Annotated in this window: 17 protein-coding genes; 8 read left to right on the top strand and 9 right to left on the bottom strand. The window is 68.1% G+C overall.

Annotated elements, in window-relative coordinates; all coding sequences use genetic code 11:
- The first annotated feature begins 53 nt into the window (after positions 1 to 53).
- From MYSTI_RS12285 to MYSTI_RS44120, 4 genes are all read left to right on the top strand, one after another.
- Positions 54 to 368 carry a hypothetical protein gene (locus tag MYSTI_RS12285; RefSeq protein WP_015348073.1) on the top strand — a complete coding sequence of 105 codons (315 nt, stop codon included), beginning with the start codon at positions 54 to 56 and terminating at the stop codon, positions 366 to 368.
- A gap of 182 nt (positions 369 to 550) precedes the next feature.
- Positions 551 to 2,398 (top strand): DUF1549 domain-containing protein, encoded by a 1,848-nt coding sequence (locus MYSTI_RS12280; RefSeq protein WP_015348072.1) that lies wholly within the window; start codon positions 551 to 553, stop codon positions 2,396 to 2,398.
- Complete coding sequence (locus tag MYSTI_RS12275; protein WP_015348071.1) at positions 2,398 to 3,450, top strand: hypothetical protein; 1,053 nt, start codon at positions 2,398 to 2,400, stop codon at positions 3,448 to 3,450. The genes MYSTI_RS12280 and MYSTI_RS12275 overlap by 1 nt, the downstream gene beginning before the upstream one ends.
- A 12-nt stretch (positions 3,451 to 3,462) precedes the next feature.
- A complete protein-coding gene (locus MYSTI_RS44120; protein ID WP_015348070.1) occupies positions 3,463 to 5,040 on the top strand; it encodes a DUF1501 domain-containing protein in 1,578 nt (525 codons plus the stop codon).
- Between the two features lie 18 nt (positions 5,041 to 5,058).
- Here MYSTI_RS44120 and MYSTI_RS12260 read toward each other — a convergent pair whose 3' ends face one another.
- The 6 genes from MYSTI_RS12260 to MYSTI_RS12235 form a co-directional block, all read right to left on the bottom strand.
- The gene (locus tag MYSTI_RS12260; protein ID WP_015348069.1) at positions 5,059 to 6,417 is read right to left on the bottom strand and encodes a glycoside hydrolase family 16 protein; all 1,359 of its coding nucleotides are present in this window, start codon (positions 6,415 to 6,417) and stop codon (positions 5,059 to 5,061) included.
- Between the two features lie 38 nt (positions 6,418 to 6,455).
- Positions 6,456 to 7,517 (bottom strand): M35 family metallo-endopeptidase, encoded by a 1,062-nt coding sequence (locus MYSTI_RS12255; protein WP_233278246.1) that lies wholly within the window; start codon positions 7,515 to 7,517, stop codon positions 6,456 to 6,458.
- Positions 7,518 to 7,699: 182 nt separating this feature from the next.
- Positions 7,700 to 8,806 carry a M35 family metalloendopeptidase gene (locus MYSTI_RS12250; RefSeq protein ID WP_015348067.1) on the bottom strand — a complete coding sequence of 369 codons (1,107 nt, stop codon included), beginning with the start codon at positions 8,804 to 8,806 and terminating at the stop codon, positions 7,700 to 7,702.
- A 122-nt stretch (positions 8,807 to 8,928) separates the two neighbouring features.
- Positions 8,929 to 9,222: a DUF6289 family protein gene (locus tag MYSTI_RS12245; RefSeq protein ID WP_015348066.1), complete on the bottom strand. Its 294-nt coding sequence runs from the start codon at positions 9,220 to 9,222 to the stop codon at positions 8,929 to 8,931.
- Between the two features lie 174 nt (positions 9,223 to 9,396).
- Entirely contained in the window at positions 9,397 to 10,095 is a 699-nt protein-coding gene (locus tag MYSTI_RS12240; protein WP_015348065.1) for a hypothetical protein, read from the bottom strand.
- Positions 10,096 to 10,215: 120 nt separating this feature from the next.
- The gene (locus MYSTI_RS12235; protein WP_015348064.1) at positions 10,216 to 11,112 is read right to left on the bottom strand and encodes an NAD-dependent epimerase/dehydratase family protein; all 897 of its coding nucleotides are present in this window, start codon (positions 11,110 to 11,112) and stop codon (positions 10,216 to 10,218) included.
- Positions 11,113 to 11,465: 353 nt separating this feature from the next.
- Here MYSTI_RS12235 and MYSTI_RS12230 point away from each other — a divergent pair, with 353 nt between their 5' ends.
- On the top strand, positions 11,466 to 12,074 hold the full coding sequence (locus MYSTI_RS12230) for a DUF2378 family protein (RefSeq protein ID WP_044279582.1): 609 nt from the start codon (positions 11,466 to 11,468) through the stop codon (positions 12,072 to 12,074).
- A 44-nt stretch (positions 12,075 to 12,118) separates the two neighbouring features.
- Here the strand turns inward: MYSTI_RS12230 and MYSTI_RS12225 are convergent, their stop codons facing one another.
- The 3 genes from MYSTI_RS12225 to MYSTI_RS12215 all read right to left on the bottom strand — a co-directional run bounded on the left by MYSTI_RS12225 (position 12,119) and on the right by MYSTI_RS12215 (position 13,931).
- A complete protein-coding gene (locus MYSTI_RS12225; RefSeq protein ID WP_044279577.1) occupies positions 12,119 to 12,310 on the bottom strand; it encodes a hypothetical protein in 192 nt (63 codons plus the stop codon).
- A 102-nt stretch (positions 12,311 to 12,412) separates the two neighbouring features.
- On the bottom strand, positions 12,413 to 13,633 hold the full coding sequence (locus tag MYSTI_RS40690; protein ID WP_015348061.1) for a glycosyltransferase family 39 protein: 1,221 nt from the start codon (positions 13,631 to 13,633) through the stop codon (positions 12,413 to 12,415).
- 91 nt (positions 13,634 to 13,724) lie between these two features.
- Positions 13,725 to 13,931, bottom strand: a complete 207-nt coding sequence (locus tag MYSTI_RS12215) for a hypothetical protein (RefSeq protein WP_015348060.1) — start codon at positions 13,929 to 13,931, stop codon at positions 13,725 to 13,727.
- A gap of 137 nt (positions 13,932 to 14,068) precedes the next feature.
- On the opposite strand from MYSTI_RS12215, the gene MYSTI_RS12210 reads away from it, so the two are divergent.
- From MYSTI_RS12210 to MYSTI_RS12200, 3 genes are all read left to right on the top strand, one after another.
- The gene (locus MYSTI_RS12210; protein WP_015348059.1) at positions 14,069 to 15,094 is read left to right on the top strand and encodes an RNA polymerase sigma factor; all 1,026 of its coding nucleotides are present in this window, start codon (positions 14,069 to 14,071) and stop codon (positions 15,092 to 15,094) included.
- A gap of 2 nt (positions 15,095 to 15,096) precedes the next feature.
- Positions 15,097 to 15,990, top strand: a complete 894-nt coding sequence (locus MYSTI_RS12205) for an alpha/beta fold hydrolase (RefSeq protein WP_015348058.1) — start codon at positions 15,097 to 15,099, stop codon at positions 15,988 to 15,990.
- Between the two features lie 114 nt (positions 15,991 to 16,104).
- Complete coding sequence (locus tag MYSTI_RS12200; protein ID WP_015348057.1) at positions 16,105 to 17,001, top strand: hypothetical protein; 897 nt, start codon at positions 16,105 to 16,107, stop codon at positions 16,999 to 17,001.
- The last annotated feature ends 20 nt before the right edge of the window (positions 17,002 to 17,021 follow it).

Genomic DNA, 17,021 nt, shown 5'->3' with positions numbered 1-17,021 from the left:
AGCTTCGGCCTCCGACGTCGTATACAGGGGAACCCCTTTTCCCTTGGGACCCGATGCGACTGCGACTGTTGAGCCTGCTCTGCCTCTTGTTCACCCCCGGCTGTGGCGACGACGCCCCCCGGTCCTCCCTTGCCGCCTGCTCCTTCACCGACGCGTGCGCCGATGCCCAGGAGGAGTGCTACGTCAGCCAGGTCTGTGGCCCCCCCTCCTCGAATGGGAACCTCTATTGCCAGGAGGAGAAGGGCGACCGTCAGTGCCACCGCCGCTGTGAGAACAATGACTCCTGCGGCCCCGGGGAGTCCTGCAAGACAGTCGAGCTCGTCAAGCGGACCGATGTGCTGACGACAACCACTCTCTGCTTCAAGTAGCGGCGGCACGAGCGGGGGAGGTCCTCCGGGCCCTCCCCTGCTTCTGTCCCAGAGCCCCGTCCCGGGGGGCTCGCGGCACCGAAGTCCAAGAGGTGTAGAGGGGAGTCCACCCCGCATTCTCGCGGAATGACAGACATCACTCCCCGTACTTTGTCGTTTCAATTGCTGCTATTGTCGCATGTATGCACTGGCACCTGCACCAGAAGAGCGCGGCCCTCGCGGCCGTGCTGTTCGCGCTGTCCGGGCCTGTCGTTCCCGACGCGCATGCGCAGCAATGTGAGCCTCGTCCCGAGCCCTCCACACCAGGGGAGCCCCCCAAGGACGCGATGAGCGACACGCGCGTGCTGCGCCGCATCGTGCTCGGGCTCACGGGGTCGACGCCGACGTTCGAGCAGTACGAGGCCATGGCCGCCGCAGCCTCCCCCGAGGCCCGGACCGCGCTGCTCCGCTCGACGCTCGACGAGGTGCTCGCCTCGCCGAAGTTCTACGAGCGGATGCTGCGCTTCGGCCACGAGTGGATTGCCGTGGGCGCCTACACCACGGGCGCCAGCGGGGATGCCTACCAGGGCGACATGTCCGGCCACCTGCACCGGTGCGCCGACAACTCCCTGCACCCGGGCGCTTACTACTCCGTCAACGAGTTCGGCCCGAACAAGGACCCGGGCCTGCAGTGTGCCGACAAGGACGTGGCCGGCAACCCCGCCGTGCCCCAGGTCCACACCGTCGAGCCCTGGTGGGCCCCCGGCACCACCGTCCAGGTGCTGGGCCTCGCGGGCTCCGACATCCAGGAGATTGTCGATGCCACCAGCGGGAAGACGCTGGACTGTGGCGTCGCCTCCGGCGGCTACTACGACCCGAGCATCCTGAAGGGCTGCGGCTGTGGCCCCAACCTCATGTGGTGCTCTCCACTCGCGGGCCTGGGCTCCTCGGGCACCGGGAGCCTCAACGGCCAGCGCCGCCACCCCTACGAGGAGCCCGCGCGCCTGTTCGCGCACCTCGCGTGGCATGACCGGCCCCTCTCCGACCTCGTGGTCGGCAACTACTCGGTCGGAACCAACTGGCTGCGAGCGCTGTACATCCGCTTCGGCCGGCAGATGGGCAGCAACGTGGTGGACGCGAACACCACCTGGTGGCGGCCGGACTCGGGCAACGCCCCGCGAGACCCGCTGCACCCGACGCCGAACGACCCCCAGGCCTGGCGCGAGTTCGTGGTGGAGGAGCTGGAGCCGTTCCACCTCTCGCTCACCGCCGACAAGTCGCGCTCCGGCAGCCTGGAGCGCACCTATCGCTTCGACCCGCGCACGACGAAGGACGCGCCCCTGGGCCTGCCCGCGGCGGGGGTCCTCACCATGATGGGGTCGATGTCCTCGTTCCCCCGCGAGCGGGTCCGGGCCGCGCGCTTCCTGGAGATCTTCGCCTGCCAGAACTTCTCGCCGCCCCCCGCCGACGTGCACTTCCCGCCGCTGGAGATAGACCCGGCGACGGGCGGCACCTGCCTGCACTGCCACAAGACGCTGGACCCCGCGGCCATCGCCTTCAAGCGCTGGGACTTCACGCCGTTCCCCAGCTACTACGTCCCCTGGCCGTTCATCGGCGGCGTGGGCAACCAGCGCGTCACCGCGGAGTGGATTTCCGGCCGCTACCCGCACACCGGCACCGCGCCGGGCCTGCGGTGGAAGAACGCCTTCCTGCCCAACACCGTGCTGACGCCCGTCACCCCGGAGCAGCTCAAGGAGAACCCGGAGGCGGTGCTGCTCGACACGATGCCGGAGTCGTACACACTGCTGGGTGAGCACGGCGACGGCACCATGGGCCCGCTGGGCTTCGGCAAGCTGCTGGTGCGCTCCGGTGAGTTCGACCGGTGTGTCGCGCGGAAGGTCTACGCGATGTTCATCGGCCGGGAGCTGAACCCGGCCACGGAGAAGGGCTTCATCGACAAGCTCGCGAAGGAGTTCGTCGCGGGTGAGCGCAAGCTCCGGCCCTTCCTCCGCCATCTCTTCGAGCAGTCCGAGCTGCGGAGGGGCCTGTGATGCACGCACCCCAGTGGAGGATGAAGGCCCTTGTGCTGGCCGTGCTCGCGCTCACCCAGGGCGCTTGCTTCGGTGACAGCTCCTACCAGAACAGGAACGACGGGCCCCCTGACGCGGGAGGCGGCGGCACCTGCGCTCCGGAGAACGACAACGACGCGGTCCGCCTCGCGCTCGCGCCCGCCTGCGAGGGCTGCCACGTCAACGGCAACAAGCCGTTCTTCGCCTCGCTCGCCGCCTTCGAGAGCGGCCTCGTCTACAACGAGCGGTTCGTGAAGCGGGGGGACCCGGACGGCAGCCTCCTCATCCAGATGCTCGAGGGCACCGCGCCCGGCAGCTACGCCCAGATGCCCCCGGGACAGCCGTACGAGCAGCTCGTCTCCAGCGGCCGGGTGACGATGACCATCGCGCAGGTGAAGGCGTGGATTCGGGACCTGAAGGCGCCTCCCGCGCCCATGGACACGCCCTCCCCCGCTGAGTTCCGCGTGCGCCGGCTGACGGCCGAGGAGATGGTGGTGAGCCTGATGAGCCAGCTGGGCCTCACGCTCGAGGACTTCGTCAGCACGAGCAACCCCGACTGGCGCAACCGGGCCTACGTGGTGAACTGGAACAAGTTCTTCGTGTGGCCCGGGGACTGGGCCCCGGGCATCTCCGGTGAGTACGTCTCCGACTCGCGCACCGCCGAGCGCTTCGAGGCGCTGGGAGGCGGCAACTCCCTGGAGTACCGCAAGAAGGACCCCTCCTTCGGCCCCTCCGCGGCGCAGGCCTTGGTCCAGATGTCCCAGGCTTGGTGCGGACGCGCGGTGGACAAGCAGAACAACAAGGCGGTGCTGCGCTTCGTCACCCTCGCGGACACCTCCGCCAAGAACCCGGACGCGGTGCAGAAGAACCTGCGCGGCCTCTACCTGCGCATGCTGGGACAGCCGCCCTCGGACGCGGAGCTGAAGGCGCTCTACGAACAGGTCTACCTCCCGCTCGAAGCGCAGAGCACACGACTGGCCTGGGTGGGCACCTGCGCGGCGCTCATCCGTCACCCGCTGTGGATCACCTACTGAGCCGAGGACCCCATGCCGAACACTTCTCGACGCACCTTGCTCAAGTGGGCCCTCGGAGCCGGACAGCTGGCGCTCCTCGAGCGCGCGGGGCTGCTCGGCTCGGGCCTGGCCCAGGCCGCCGAGCCGGACCTCCCCTCCCGCCTGGTGGTGCTCTACGTCCCGGGCGGCTTCCGTCCCGCGTACTACTTCACGCCGATGGAGGACGCGGAGATTCCGCTCTGCGTCCCTCCGTCCGCGGGCTACCTCAGCGAGCCCGTCTTCTTCGACGCGAGCAAGCTGGTGAGCCTGGGGACACCCAACGGGCCGTACAAGCCGCTGCGCACGTGGCAGTCGTGGGACCCCGCGAACCCCGCGGCGCGCGGCGCCTTCAGCCCGCTCATGTACGGCTATCAGCACTTCGCGCTGCATGAGCAGCTCAGCGTGCTGCACGGCATCGACCAGGGGACGAACGACCACTCGAGCGCCTTCATCTCCGCGATGTGTGGCGTCGCGGGAGCGGACTACCGCGCGCCCGCGATGCACGCCATCATCGCGAACCACCTGTACGCGCGGCACCGGGAGACCCGGCCGCTCCCGTTCGTGGTGGTCTCCGGAGAGCGAGGCGTCCCCGCCGGCATGGGGCTGCCGTCACATGCGTCGCCCGTGGGGGTGCCCTCCATCGACGCGCTCAAGCCGATGCTCTCCGGCAAGCCCACGGACAACGCCTGGTGGACCGGCCTGGACGCGCGCACGGAAGGCCCGGAGCTGGATGCGAAGGGCAAGCCCACCGGCGCCACCCTGAAGACGACCGCGGTGGAGCGCTACGCGTTGGGGCGCGCCCAGCCCCTGATGGGCCGCTCGACGGCGAAGGTGGACAACTACCTGGACGGCCTGCATGGCTCGCTGTCGTCCGTCTCGCGCGTGCTGGCGACGGATGTCGTGTCCTTGCTGGAGCGCACCAAGGGCATCGACTCACTGAAGACGAACCGCCCCGCGTACCTGGCGAACTACCTGAACGAGACCTTCACCTATACGTTCGGCAACGCGAACTTCCACCTCACCGGGCTGGACCCGCGGATGGACATGGCGCTGCGGCTGCTCAAGGCGGACCTGTGCACGTCGCTGCATGTCTCGCTGCGGCTCGACTTCGACACGCACAACGGCGGCGGGCATGCGTTCAGCTGCGCGCATGGCCGCGGGCTGATGGACTGCGTCGCGCGCTTCCTGGGAGAGATGAAGAACACTCCCGCGCCGGGCAAGCCGGGCAAGACGCTGCTCGACGACTCCCTGGTGCTGGTGATGAGCGAGTTCGGCCGGAGCTGGGCGTCGCGCGCGAATGACGGAAGCTACAACCTGCCGGACGACCACCACCCCTACACCTCGGTCGTCTTCGCGGGGGGCAACGTGGCCCACAACCGGCAGGTGGGGACGTACACGACGCGCGGACTCGGCACCCCGGTGGACATCATCGAGGAGACGGGGACGCCCTCGAAGCGGGTCCCCCGCTCCGCCGACGTCGTCACCACCGCCATGCGAATCATGGGCATGGAGGCCCACGAGTTCTTCATCCCCGGCGGCTACGGCGAGGTCGTGGGGCTCCGGAAGGGTTAGCTCCGGAGCCCGCGGCGCCTACAGCCGCACCAGCTCCACGTCGTCCATGTGGATGAAGCTGGCGCCATTGCCCGCGGTGACGCGGGAGTGGAAGCCCACCTCCAGCGAGCCGCCGGTGACGGAGATGGCCGGCGACTCCACCTGGGTCCATGCGCCCGAGGTTCCCAGGTCCGTGAAGGCGGGCGCGCACTGGGCACACGTCTTGGCCTGGATGCGCGCCAGGTCGAAGGTGCCGCCCTTCCGCACCCACGCGCGCACCTTGTAGTTGCCGGACGGAAGGCCCGACACCACCTGGTACGTCCACACCTCGAAGGGCGTGCCGTTCGTCCAGTGCGTCAGGTGGTAGCTGCCCGAGTGCCCGCCGTCGTGCGTCTCGCTGAAGTCCGCGGCCTCGGTGCCGTTGGGGCTCCAGGTCGACCAGCCGCTCATGTCCGACTCGAAGCTGGGATTCGCCACGGTGCCACCGGGCGTGCTGCCCGCCTGGTACCAGCGAACCCACTCCACCTCCATCGTCTTGCGCTGCCCGAGCGGCAGGTCGACGGCGCTCGCCGGTGGGTCGCCGTACCAGTTTCCACCCAAGGCCAGGTTCAGCAGGATGTAGTGGTTGCGCTGGAAGGCCGCCGCGTTGTGGACGAGGTCCGCGTTCGCCCGGACCTGGTTGTCCAGACGGAACACCAGGCGGTCCGCGGTCCACTCCAGCTCGTAGAGGTGGAAGACCTCCGCCAGGCTGTAGCCGCGGTCCGCCCCCGAGCCCCAGTGCATCGCCCCCTCGCTCCAGTGCGCGGCGACCTGCATCCAGGAGGGCGCGTTCGAGTGCCACTCGAGGATGTCGATTTCACCCGACGCGGGCCACCCCACGCTGGAGATGTTCGCCCCCAGCGTCCAGAACGCCGGCCACATGCCGTAGCCCGAGGGCACCTTGATGCTGGCCACCAGCTTGCCGTAGCGCCGCTCCACCTTGCCCTTGGTGTGGAGGCGCCCCGAGTAGAAGGAGCGTGCGCCCCACCCGGCACAGCGCGAGTCATTGGGTGCGTCCTGCGTACGCTCCGCGGTGAGGATGAGCCTGCCGCCGCTCACCGAGACGTTCTGCGCGCGAGGGAACTCCAGCTCGCCCGTGCCGAAGTTGCAGTTGCCCGTCACCGGGTCGTAGTTGCTCGTCAGGACGTTCCAGTTCGCCGCATTCAAGCCGGTGCCCGTGAAGTCGTCCTGCCACGCGAGGCTCCATCCCGGGCCCGGGTCATACGACTGCTCCCCCTGGGCCTGCACCACCAGAGGCGGCGGCACGGACTCCACCGGCGCCTCTCGTCCACAGCCCACGACAGACAACCCCGCCACCACCCACCACGCCCCCCACCCACCTCCGGCCCTTCGTGCCATGTGCACCTCCTGGAATGAGACCGACCTGGACCTTCCTGTCACCGCAGCGGGGTGTTCTCCGCGAAGTACTGGTGACTGTCCGCGTTGTCCCGCGCACGGGAGGGATTGTAGACCGCCAGGCTCTTGCATGCGTCATGACCGAAAGCCCAGTCATCCGTGTCCGCCACCACCGTGAAGTGGCTCAGCTCGTGGATCAGCGTGCCGGCCTTGGAGTCCCTGCCTGTCATGGGCGCGGTCCAGAAGGCATTGCACACATAGATGCGGTAGGGCTGGTTCTTGTACACGTAGGCGTAGGCGCTGTCCGTGCAACCACAGTCGATGACGACGGGCTTGTCCCGGAAGGCCGCCAGGATGGCATTGAAGTGCGCGCGCACCACGTTCTGATTCGTCGGGGTGGAGGTGCCGAACCAGAGCGCGTAGTGCGTGAACAGTGAAGGCGACGGCGTCGACAGGGCCAACAAGTGGCCCAGGGCTCCCTGCGACATCGACATCGCTTCGTTGTACGCCACCGTCGCCACGGACGTCTGGGTCGTCGAGCAGTTCTTGGTGGACAGCGACATGGCGGAGACCGGCCCGGCCTGCTCCGTGCCCGGGTCGACGAAGGGGCGGCCTTCCACGACGAGGTCCAGGGTGTCGGAGCGCAGCTGGGAGGCGGTGGCGCCGTGCGCGTCCGGGTCGAAGCGCACGCGGTAGGTGCCCGTGCGCGAGAAGTCATAGGTGGCCCCGAGGTCCACCGGGTACGAGACGCTCTCCCCCGCGGCCAGCCGCAGGTAGTCGCTCTCCACCGGCGTGGCCCACTTGTAGTGCCGGCCCTGGTACTCCACCGCCACACCGTCCACGGTGATGGCGAACAGGTCCGCCTTCAGCCCCTCCACGGGCGTGTGCCACTCGAGCACGCGCACCCCGTCCTTCGACAGGTTGGTGAGCGTCACCGTCACGCGCACCTTCTCGCTGGCCCCCCACGACGGGTGCGGCGTGGACAGCGTCACGACGACGTCTCCGGCGACCGCGTCTCGTGCTGGCTTCTCGTCGACGGGGGGCGCTCCCGTCCGCTCCTCCAGCGGACCACAAGCCCCCAACAACGAGGCACTGAGGACCACGGCTCTCCACCCAGTGAGGCGACCGCGTCGGTGGGTGCGCATGTCGGGCTTCCTTTCGGGGAATGCTGGGGGTGACGGAGACAGCTCCGCGCGAAGCCAGCAGCCCGCGAACGATGACACCGAGCCGGGAGAAGCAGGGGGTGCGGGCCCCTGCCTCCCGTTCACCTCAGGACATCCGGCCCCTACTGCCGAGGCGTGTTCTCCGCGAAGTACTCGTGGCTGTCCGCGTTGTCGCGCGCGCGCCCGGGGTTGGAGTTCGCCAGGTTCCTGCAAGCATTCTGGCCGTAGGCCCAGTCATCCGTGTCCGCCACCACCGTGAAGTGGCTCATCTCGTGGATCAGCGTGCCCGCCTTGGAGTCCGTCCCCGTCGGCGGCGCGGACCAGAAGAGGTTGCACACGTAGATGCGATACGGGCGGCTCTTGTACACATACGCATAGACATTGTCCGAGCAACCACAGTCCACGATGACCGGCTTCGTGTCGAAGGCTCCCTTGATGGCGTTGAAGTGCGTGCGAACCTGGTTCCGGGTCGTCGCGTTGTATGTCCCGAACCAGGTCCTGAAGCGCGTGTACGGCGATGGCGGGTTGTTGAGCCAACTGACGGAGCCATTGGCCATCGTCTTCGCGTCGTTGAACGCCCGCGTCACCTGCGTGGTGCGCGTCGCGTTGCAGTTCGCGGTCGTCAGCGCCATCGCGGAGACCGTGCCGGAATCCTCCGCGCCGGGGTCGACGAAGGGACGCCCCTCGACGAAGAGACTCAGGCTGTCCGAGCTGAAGCGAGACACTTCCGCCAGGCCCTCGGTCGAGTCTTCGACGCCCGCGCCGTACCGCAGGCCGTAGTTCCCCGTGCGCGAGAAGTCATAGGTCGCCGCGAGGTCCACCGTGTACGAGACACTCTCCCCCGCCGCCAGGCTCAGGTAGTCGCTCTCCTGCGGCGGGCCCCACTTGTAGTACCGCCCCTGGTACTCCACCGGCGCGCCGTCCACCGTCACCGCGAAGAGACTCGCCTTGAGGCCGTCCACGGGCGTGTCTCTTTTCAACAGACGCACCGTGCCCTCCGCGACGTTGGTGAGCGTCACCGTCACGCTCACGCCCTCGCTCGCGGCCAAGGACTGGCGCGGAGCGGACAGCTTCACTGTCACATCCCCCGCGACGGCGTCTCGCACCGTCTCCGCCTCGACACGCGCCTCGCCCGTTTGCCCATCCTGCGAACCACAAGCCCCCAGCAGCGAGGCACTGACAACGACGCCCATCCACCAGTTGATGCGACCACGTGAACAGAACCGCATGTCGGACTTCCTTTCGAGGAATGCTCCGACTTCTCTGATGCTCGCTCGAAATCGAGACAAGCAATTCGGGCATTCCTCGCAAGAAACCCGACCACCACCTCACAATCGGAAGACGGGGACGATCAGAACCCGTTCTCACAAGCCGTGTCGGGAATGACGACCTTCTCGAACGCCGTCACCACGCCCCACCTCCCGAGCGGGATTCCGCAGGAACACGTCCGGATGCCCACGAGCGTCTTCAGCGTCGCGTCGCTGTAATAGTTGTATTGGAAGGTCGAGTCACAGGGAGGCGGCGCCTCGGCGTGATGCGACATGTCGGCCTCTTGCGGCTCGGGAGCGGCCTCGGGACCTCCGCAAGCCACCGCCAGGAGAGCAGCCGCGAGCCCCAGGCCGCGAGTCAGCTGGTTGAAACGCATGGGTCCATCCTTGTCTATCATTGGGTGAACACCCCTCGGCCGGGACCGACCGGAGGGCGTCCAGACAGTATGACTCACAACGGATTTCCATTGTAGTCGGTCATTTCATACCTCCCTGGAGTAGCCATTCCAGTGACATGAGATTTCCGACGGAGCCATCCCGCAACGACAGACTCAGAAGTCCACACCCAGCCCGAGGTAGAGCCCGAGGAGCCCGCCCTCTCGCGCCTGCGCCGCCACCGAGCCCGCCTGGTCCAGGTAGATGCCGCGGACCCCGCCGCGAGCGACCAAGGCTCCCGCATGGGCCGCGAGCCCGAGCGTCCCATCCAGCTGCTGGTACGGGAGGGGCGTCGCCAACACCCGCGCCTCCAGGTCCAGCGGCCCCCACATGCAGGCCTCGAGCGAGAGGCCACCCAGCGGCCCCACGCGCTCCTTGTCTGGCGCCAGAAGCGCCCCCGCGCCGGCCTCGAGCCGGAACCGGGCGAACTCGGACACGTAGAGCGCATACGAGACTCGAAGCTCCGCGAGCGTCAGGCCCGAGCCTACCTGCCGGCCCCACGGCGTCGAGCGCAGCACCCGCGCCGCCACGCCCACGCGGCGGAAGTCCATCCCCAGGAAGGCATCCACGGCGCCGCCCTGGCGCAGCAACAGCACCTGGGCCCCCGTCCGGAAGGTCGTCGCGGTCGCGTGACGCGTCTGGGCTTCTTCACCCGGAGGGTCCGTGTCCGCCCGCTCCCGATGCGTCCCACTGTCGCGGAAGACGTGGACCAGTCCCTCCATGAGGGCCTGGACCACGGGCTTCAGGAGTTCGCTCACCGCGTGGCTGTCTTTCAGCGCCTCCCGCGGCATGTCGGTGGGGTACGACACCTGCACGGGAAGCGCCTCCACCGGCGAGGTGCTGAGAAGGCCGGCCAGCCATACCGCTTTCGCGACAGCCCTGGTCCTCGATGCCATGCACCGGAGCATACCGGGAAAGCCCGCCTGGAGCCCCGCTCAATCCAGGGGCATCTCCTCGCGAATCCACCGCGTCACCGAGTCATGACGCGGCGCCCAGCCCAGCTCCCGCCGTGCCCGCCTGGCGCGAACCCGGCTGTTCGAGCCGAACGAGTAGCGCGCATGTCCCTCGCCCCACTCGCGCGAGGCCTCCTCCACCGTCCACGACCGCACCGGGCCCAGCCCCAGCCTCGCGGCGATGGCCTCGCCAATCTCCGCGTAGGAGGCCTCGCCGTTCTCCACGAAGTAGAAGGCCCCCGCCGGAGCCCGCTCCAAGGCCAGCGCGTAGAGCATCGCGACGTCGTCGATGTGGACATTGGACCAGCGATTGACGCCCTTCCCGACGATGCGCACCACCCCGCTCTTGCGCGCCTGCGCCACGAGCGGAGGAATCTGCACGCTGTCTCGGCTCAGCCCCCTGCCCGTGCCGTAGATCATCGTGTTGCACAGGACGACCCCGCGCGCGCCCGGCACGGCACGCACCCGGTTGTCGAGGGCGAACCGCGCCTGCTTGTCGGGCTCGACGACGAAGGGGGTGTCCTCGTCGAAGATGTGGGGCGACAGGGAGTCGCCCTTCGCATCGTCCCCGATGACGCTGGAGCCGCTGGTGTGCAGCAGCGGCTTGCCCGACCCCTTCACGCCCTCCAGCAATGCGTCGATGGCCGCCGCATGGTCGCTGCTGGCCGCGTTGATGACCCCATCCGCGCGGCGCGCCTCCGCCGTCAGCAGGGCCGAGTCGCTCAGGTCTCCGCGCACGGGCTCGATTCCCAGCGCCAACAACTTCCCGGCCTTGGCGTCATCGCGAACCAGGCCACGAATCGCATGTCCCCGAGCCTTCAGGTCGACGGCCAGCGAGCCACCGATGAAGCCCGTGGCGCCAGTGATGAAGATTTTCATCGCGAGGTCTCCAGCAAGAGCAAGGGCCCCTGTTGGCACGGAGCCGAGGTGCGCGGCGCCTCATTCGAACGGCGCGGCGGACCGCGCGCCCAGCAATGAACACCCGCCCCCTCCGGGTGTGACCTCCGGACAACACCCGGCCTTTCACCCTGGAAGACAAACACATCCACCCGCTGGGATTGCAGCGAGCGCTGCCGCGAGTCCACCGCGGAGCCCCCGTGACGACCCAGGGGACGGCTGCATCCCCGGGTCGTTAACGCTTCTTCACACAGGCGCAACGCCACCATCAGCCGGGTCGACGACTCTGCCCTCGCCTCACTGGAGCACGCAGGTGCTCCCGACTCGAAAGCGAGATGGACATGGCGTTGGCGATGACGATGCGGGCCCCGACCCGTGAACCCGTGGTGTATGGATACGCGCTGGAGACCCTGCTGGCCTCGGCCAGGCCGCTGCTGCCCTTCACGGGCAAGGCCCTGGAGCGGCAGGGCATCTTCGCCGGTGTGCCCCTCCACACGGCCTACCCCTGTTCCGTGTGGCCCGCGGTCATCCGCCTGCTGGCGGGCAGCACTCACCCCCACCTGGAGCGGGAGGAGGCGGAGCATGAGCTGGGCCGCCGCTTCGGCGAGCACTTCATCCAGGCGCGCATGGGCACGGTGCTCCAGGGCTTCGCCCAGGTCGTCGGCACGGAGCAGATGCTGCTGCGCCTGTCACGCACCCTGCGCTCGACGAACAACTTCCTCGACGTCACCCTGCGGCCCCAGGGCGACGAAGGCGGCTGGGAGCTGCGGCTGCACCCCGTGCGAGAGTTCGAGCGCCACCCGCGCCGACAGGCGGACCCGCCCCACTTCGCCCGAGGACTGCTCACGTATGCCTTCCAGCACGGTGGAGCCCCCACCGCGCGGCTGACCCTCGCCGACCATGACGAGGGCCGAGCCACCACGACGTTCCACGTCAGCCTCTAGCGCACTCCAGCGGAGTCCGCCTCGACGCCGTGAGCTGCGTCTCGCTACTTCACGACCGTCTTGGTGACCGTCGCCTGCTTGGTCGTCACCGTCTTCGGCGCCACGACTGTCTTTGTATTCGTCGTCGTCTTCTTCACCACCGCCGTCTTGGCGGTCGCGGGCTCCGCCGCCTCGGCCGTCGACATCACACCGTTCGAATCGAACCCCTTCACGAAGAGCGCAACGACCGCAAGCACAGACAAGACACCAGCCAATGGCTTCATATGTTCTCCTGTTGACACGCTGTCATGAACAACCCTGGAAATCAAGGAGAGGGGCGCCGCCGCCGTCGCGGAGACCTATCCCCAGAGGGCCAGCGGATTGCGTGGGAACCCATAGAAGAACCACGCCAGGACACCGACACAGAATGTCAGCAGGGCCCCCCGTGGCAGCTTCGAAAGTGCCAGCGCCGACAGGATGCATTGGCTGGGTATCAACAACAGCATGTAGAACGGATACGTGACGCGCACGTGAGCGACCAGGATGAACAGCAGATAGGGGACCCCCACCAGCAGCAAGGTGAGGAGCGCCAGCGGCTGTCTCGTCCGGATGTCTGGCCAGACGAGCGGGATGGCGAGCCAGCTGAACAGCAGGATGACCAGATTGGGCTGGTCCATGTACTGCAAGACATCCCGGGGAATGCTGCCGTCTTCGGCCCGGATGGACGTGACGAAGTACGGCGAATTCGGAAACCCCGAGAACCAACGAAGCGGATGCACGCTGTCGCCGATTCCGGGTGAGCCCAGGGTCTGGTGATAGCGGGCCATGCTCGCGAGGTGGTGCAGCGGACTGGGAAAGGCCTGATACACGAGGTCGTAGAGGCCCAGCCCCACGAGAAAGGTCAGTGCCGCGGGAATGCCGATGCGCAAGCCGGCCCGTGTCGCGGCTGCGAGCGCGGCCTTGGAGCGCCACCGCTCCTGACTGACCCAGACGTAGAGGACCAGCGCGAGGAAGACCATCGCCACGACGCCCTTGGCCAGCATGCCGAGGCCGAGCGCGACTCCGGCGAGCCACCACCTCTGTCCCGTGAACCAGTAGACTCCCAGGACCGCGAAGAAGATCGCCGGGATGTCGAGCATGGCGATGGAGGAGTGGACGAACCAGAGGTTCTCGAACCCGAGCAGGAAGGCCGCCAGGAGCGCGACCCTGCCGTCGGTGAACCTCCGTGTGAGCAGGTAGACCAGCGCGAGCGTGAAGCTGCCCGCGAGGACGGAAGACAGGCGCCAGCCGAAGCCACGGTCACCGAACAGCTGGATGCTGAGTGCGATGAGCACCTTGGCGAGCGGTGGGTGTTCCTCGTTGCAGACCGTCCCGTCGAGAAGACACTTCGCCGCCGGCACGTAGTGTGCCTCGTCGAAGACATAGGACGTGGGCGGCTGGTCGATGATGCTCACGTGCAGAAGCAGCGTGAGCGCCACGAGTCCCACCAGCGCCCAGCCGTCGTCGAGTGCCGCGGACTTCGATGACGTTGCGACCTCGAGTCCAGGTGCCTTGGGAGTCGTTCGAGCAAGAATGTCCATCTTTTCCATTCATCCCGCCCGAGCCGCGACGGAGCGATGATCGCGACGGGCCGGGACTACGAGCCCCGGCCGGCGCGGAAGCGAACCGCGACTACGGACAGCGGTGCGGCTGCAGCTCACAGTCCCAGCACATGCCGTCGATGCACTGCGTGCTGCCGGGACACCAGTCATCCGGGTGACGGCACGCGAGTCCCTGCGTCGTCTCGCCCAGGGGCTCCTCCGGTGTTGCCTCCGGGGCGCCTCCACAGCCCGCCAGCGTCAGCACCGTCATCAGGCCCAAAAATCCCTTGGCTCGCATGGACTGCTCCTTGTCCTGGGTTCGTACGGCTTGCGAAGTATACAAGGTTGCTGAGCCCCGGAGGGCCCGCCTGGAAAACGGGCGGAGGAAGACAGGGGGGCCGTATCCTTTGACGGGCCCTCTGCGTTTCCCGGCATATGACCGACCCCATTCCAGGACTCACCCAGTCCGTGCGCGGCTCGTGGCGCGGCTTCCTCGACGTCTACGAGCCGCTGCGCCCGGAGCTGTACCGCTACTGCCGCCACCTCACGGGCTCCCCGTGGGACGCGGAGGACCTGGCCCAGGAGGCCCTGGCGCGGGCGTTCGCCACCCTCGCACGACTCATCGAGCCACCTCCCCATCCCCGTGCGTGGCTGTTCCGCGTCGCGTCGAACCTCTGGGTCGACCAGCTCCGGCGCAGGCGCGACACGCCGGGCGCCGTGCCGGAGTCCGCCACCTCCCCCGAGGCGCGAGCCCCGCGTGAGGCGATGGGGACGCTGGTCACCCGACTCTCCCCGCAGGAGCGCGCGGCGGTGGTCCTCAAGGACGTCTTCGACCTGACGCTCGAGGAGATCTCCGAGGCGCTGTCCACGACCGTGGGCGCCATCAAGGCCGCGCTGCATCGCGGGCGGACGAAGCTGGTCGACACCTCTGAGCTGAAGGAGGGACTCATGGTGGCGCCCGGGAAGCTCGATGCCTTCTGTGAAGCCTTCAATGCGCGGGACATCGACCGGCTCGCGGCGATGCTCCTCGACTCCGCCACCATCGAGGTCGTTGGCGCGTCGACGGGCTATGGCCGCGAGGTCGCTCGCAAGCGCGTGCTCCCCGGGATGCTGTTCGGCAGCCGCGTGCTCGCCGACCTCACCCTCTCCTGCGGCGTCGAGCTGCGCTACCGGCACGGCGCTCTTCCGACACCGCCCCGGGCCGAGGTCCGGCTCCATCGCGGCGAGCCGCTGCTGCTCTCCTGGTACGCCCACGACGACGGCGAGGCGGTGCGCGCCGTCACGCGGCTCACGTTCGACGACAGCGGGCTCGTGTCCCACCTCCACAACTACTTCTACACCCCGGAGGTCATCGCCGAGGTGTGTCGGGAGCTGGGGGTGCCGTTCCGCGTCAACGGCTACTTCAGCTCCGAGGCATGCGGCTCGAGCGGTCGCTGCGCCGACCCGGATCCGGAGACCTGAGCATGAACTCGAACCTCACATCACGAATCCTCCTGGGGGCCCTGATGACGATCATCACCGCTGGATGCGCCGCAACGTCCGCCCAGACCCCAGGCGGCGCTGCCTCCCCCCGTGGCGCCTATGCCCAGGTCCATGGGCTCCGCATGTACTACGAGGCGCACGGCCCTCCCTCGGGCCGTCCGCTGGTCCTCCTCCACGGAGGCGGGTCGACGATTCACACCACGTTCGGGAAGCTGCTCCCGCTGGTGGCCCGGAGCCGCCGGGTCATCGGCGTGGAGCAGCAGGCCCATGGACACACGGCCGACATCGACCGCCCGCTGTCCCTCGAGCAGATGGCGGACGACACGGCGGCCCTGCTCCGGCAGCTCGATATCCCGGACGCGGACATCCTGGGCTTCAGCAGCGGCGGAGTCGTCGCCATGCAGCTGGCGATGAGACATCCCCAGCTCGTCCACTCGCTCATCCTGGCGTCGACGCACTCCACGCGCGACGGGTGTTATTCATACATGTGGGAGGGCTTCCCTCGCGCGACGCTGGACGTGATGCCAGCGGCGCTGCGCGACGGCTACCTCCAGGCGTCCTCCAACCCCGAGGGACTCCAGGTCCTGTTCCGAAAGACAGTCACCATGATGATGGGGTTCAAGGACCTGGACTCGGAAGCGCTGCGGAAGGTCACCGTGCCCACGCTCATCATGACCGCCGACGGAGACGTCGTCCGGCCGGAGCACTCGGTCGAGCTGCTGCGGCTCTTTCCTCATGCACAGCTGGCGATATTCCCAGGCGCGGTGCACGGCTCCTATCTGGGCGCGGCGGAGTCCGCCGGGCACAAGCCGGGAAGCCAGGTGCCGACACTCACCGCCGTGATGATTGACGAGTTCCTGAACGAGCACCGCTGACGCGGCGACACCCGGGCGCTCATCATCATTTCATCACGACGCCTCGGGCGCGATGACAGCGGCGGGTGACTCCCGCACACTGGCGAGCCTCCTCTTCGTGGCACGAGGCTTCGCATGCGCATGTTCGTCTTCGGGGCGCTCATCATCTCCACCGTGGGATGTGGCGCTCACTCACGGCAACCTGCTCCCAGTGCAACCCAGACCTCCGCGTCACCGACCGCCTCCGTCGACGACGCGGAGCTGCGGCGAGTCCAGGCTCGCGCCTATGCCATCGTGGCCTCGGAGTACGCGGCCATCGCCGCCACGGATGCGCTCCTGGGCGCCAAGGACGTGGTGGTGGACCCGGCCCGGATGCAGATGAACCTCACCGTGTCTCATGAAGGGGCCTGGTATGGCCTCTTCGGGAAGCTGGATGAGACCGGGAACTTCATCCCAGCCGTCGCCTGGAAGGCGCCGTTGGAGACGCCCCAGTGGATGGAGCGGGTCCCCGTGGAGTCACTCCCCACCGACTTCAGTGGCCCTGCTCGCGCCGGGGTGACCGCGCGGCGAATCGCGGAGGAGTCGTTTGGCCGAGAGACCGTGAACCCCGTGGTCCTCCGTGAGGACTCGGGCGAGCTCACCGTCTACACCCTCCAAGGAACCCATGAGCAGGACCGGCTGTACTTCGGCGGAGACCTCCGCATCCGCTTCTCCAGCGACGGCAGGAGCATCCTTCAGCAGGAGAAGCTCCACACGGGTGTCATCACCGTCGAGCTCGTGCGGGAGGGGGAGAAGCGCACCACGGGGAGCGTCCACAGCCACGTGCTCTTCCAGGGTCCCTTGGAGACGGAGCTGGCCACGATGATGCTCTACCCCTTCCTGGACCTCCTGACGGTGTTCCATGCGGAGCGGGATGACCTGTACCTCCTGCGACCGGATGGCAGCATCCGAATCTCCTCCCAGAAGACGCGGCGGACGCGTGTGCTCCAGCCGGATGGCACGTTCTCGGCCACCCCGGAGACGGAGGAGTAGCGCCGGATTAGGCTGGAGGG

Origin of the sequence: Myxococcus stipitatus DSM 14675 (genome assembly GCF_000331735.1) — a bacterium.
Classification (GTDB): domain Bacteria; phylum Myxococcota; class Myxococcia; order Myxococcales; family Myxococcaceae; genus Myxococcus; species Myxococcus stipitatus.
Note: the sequence above shows the minus strand (reverse complement) of the source record. Positions and strands in the feature narration are given on the sequence as shown.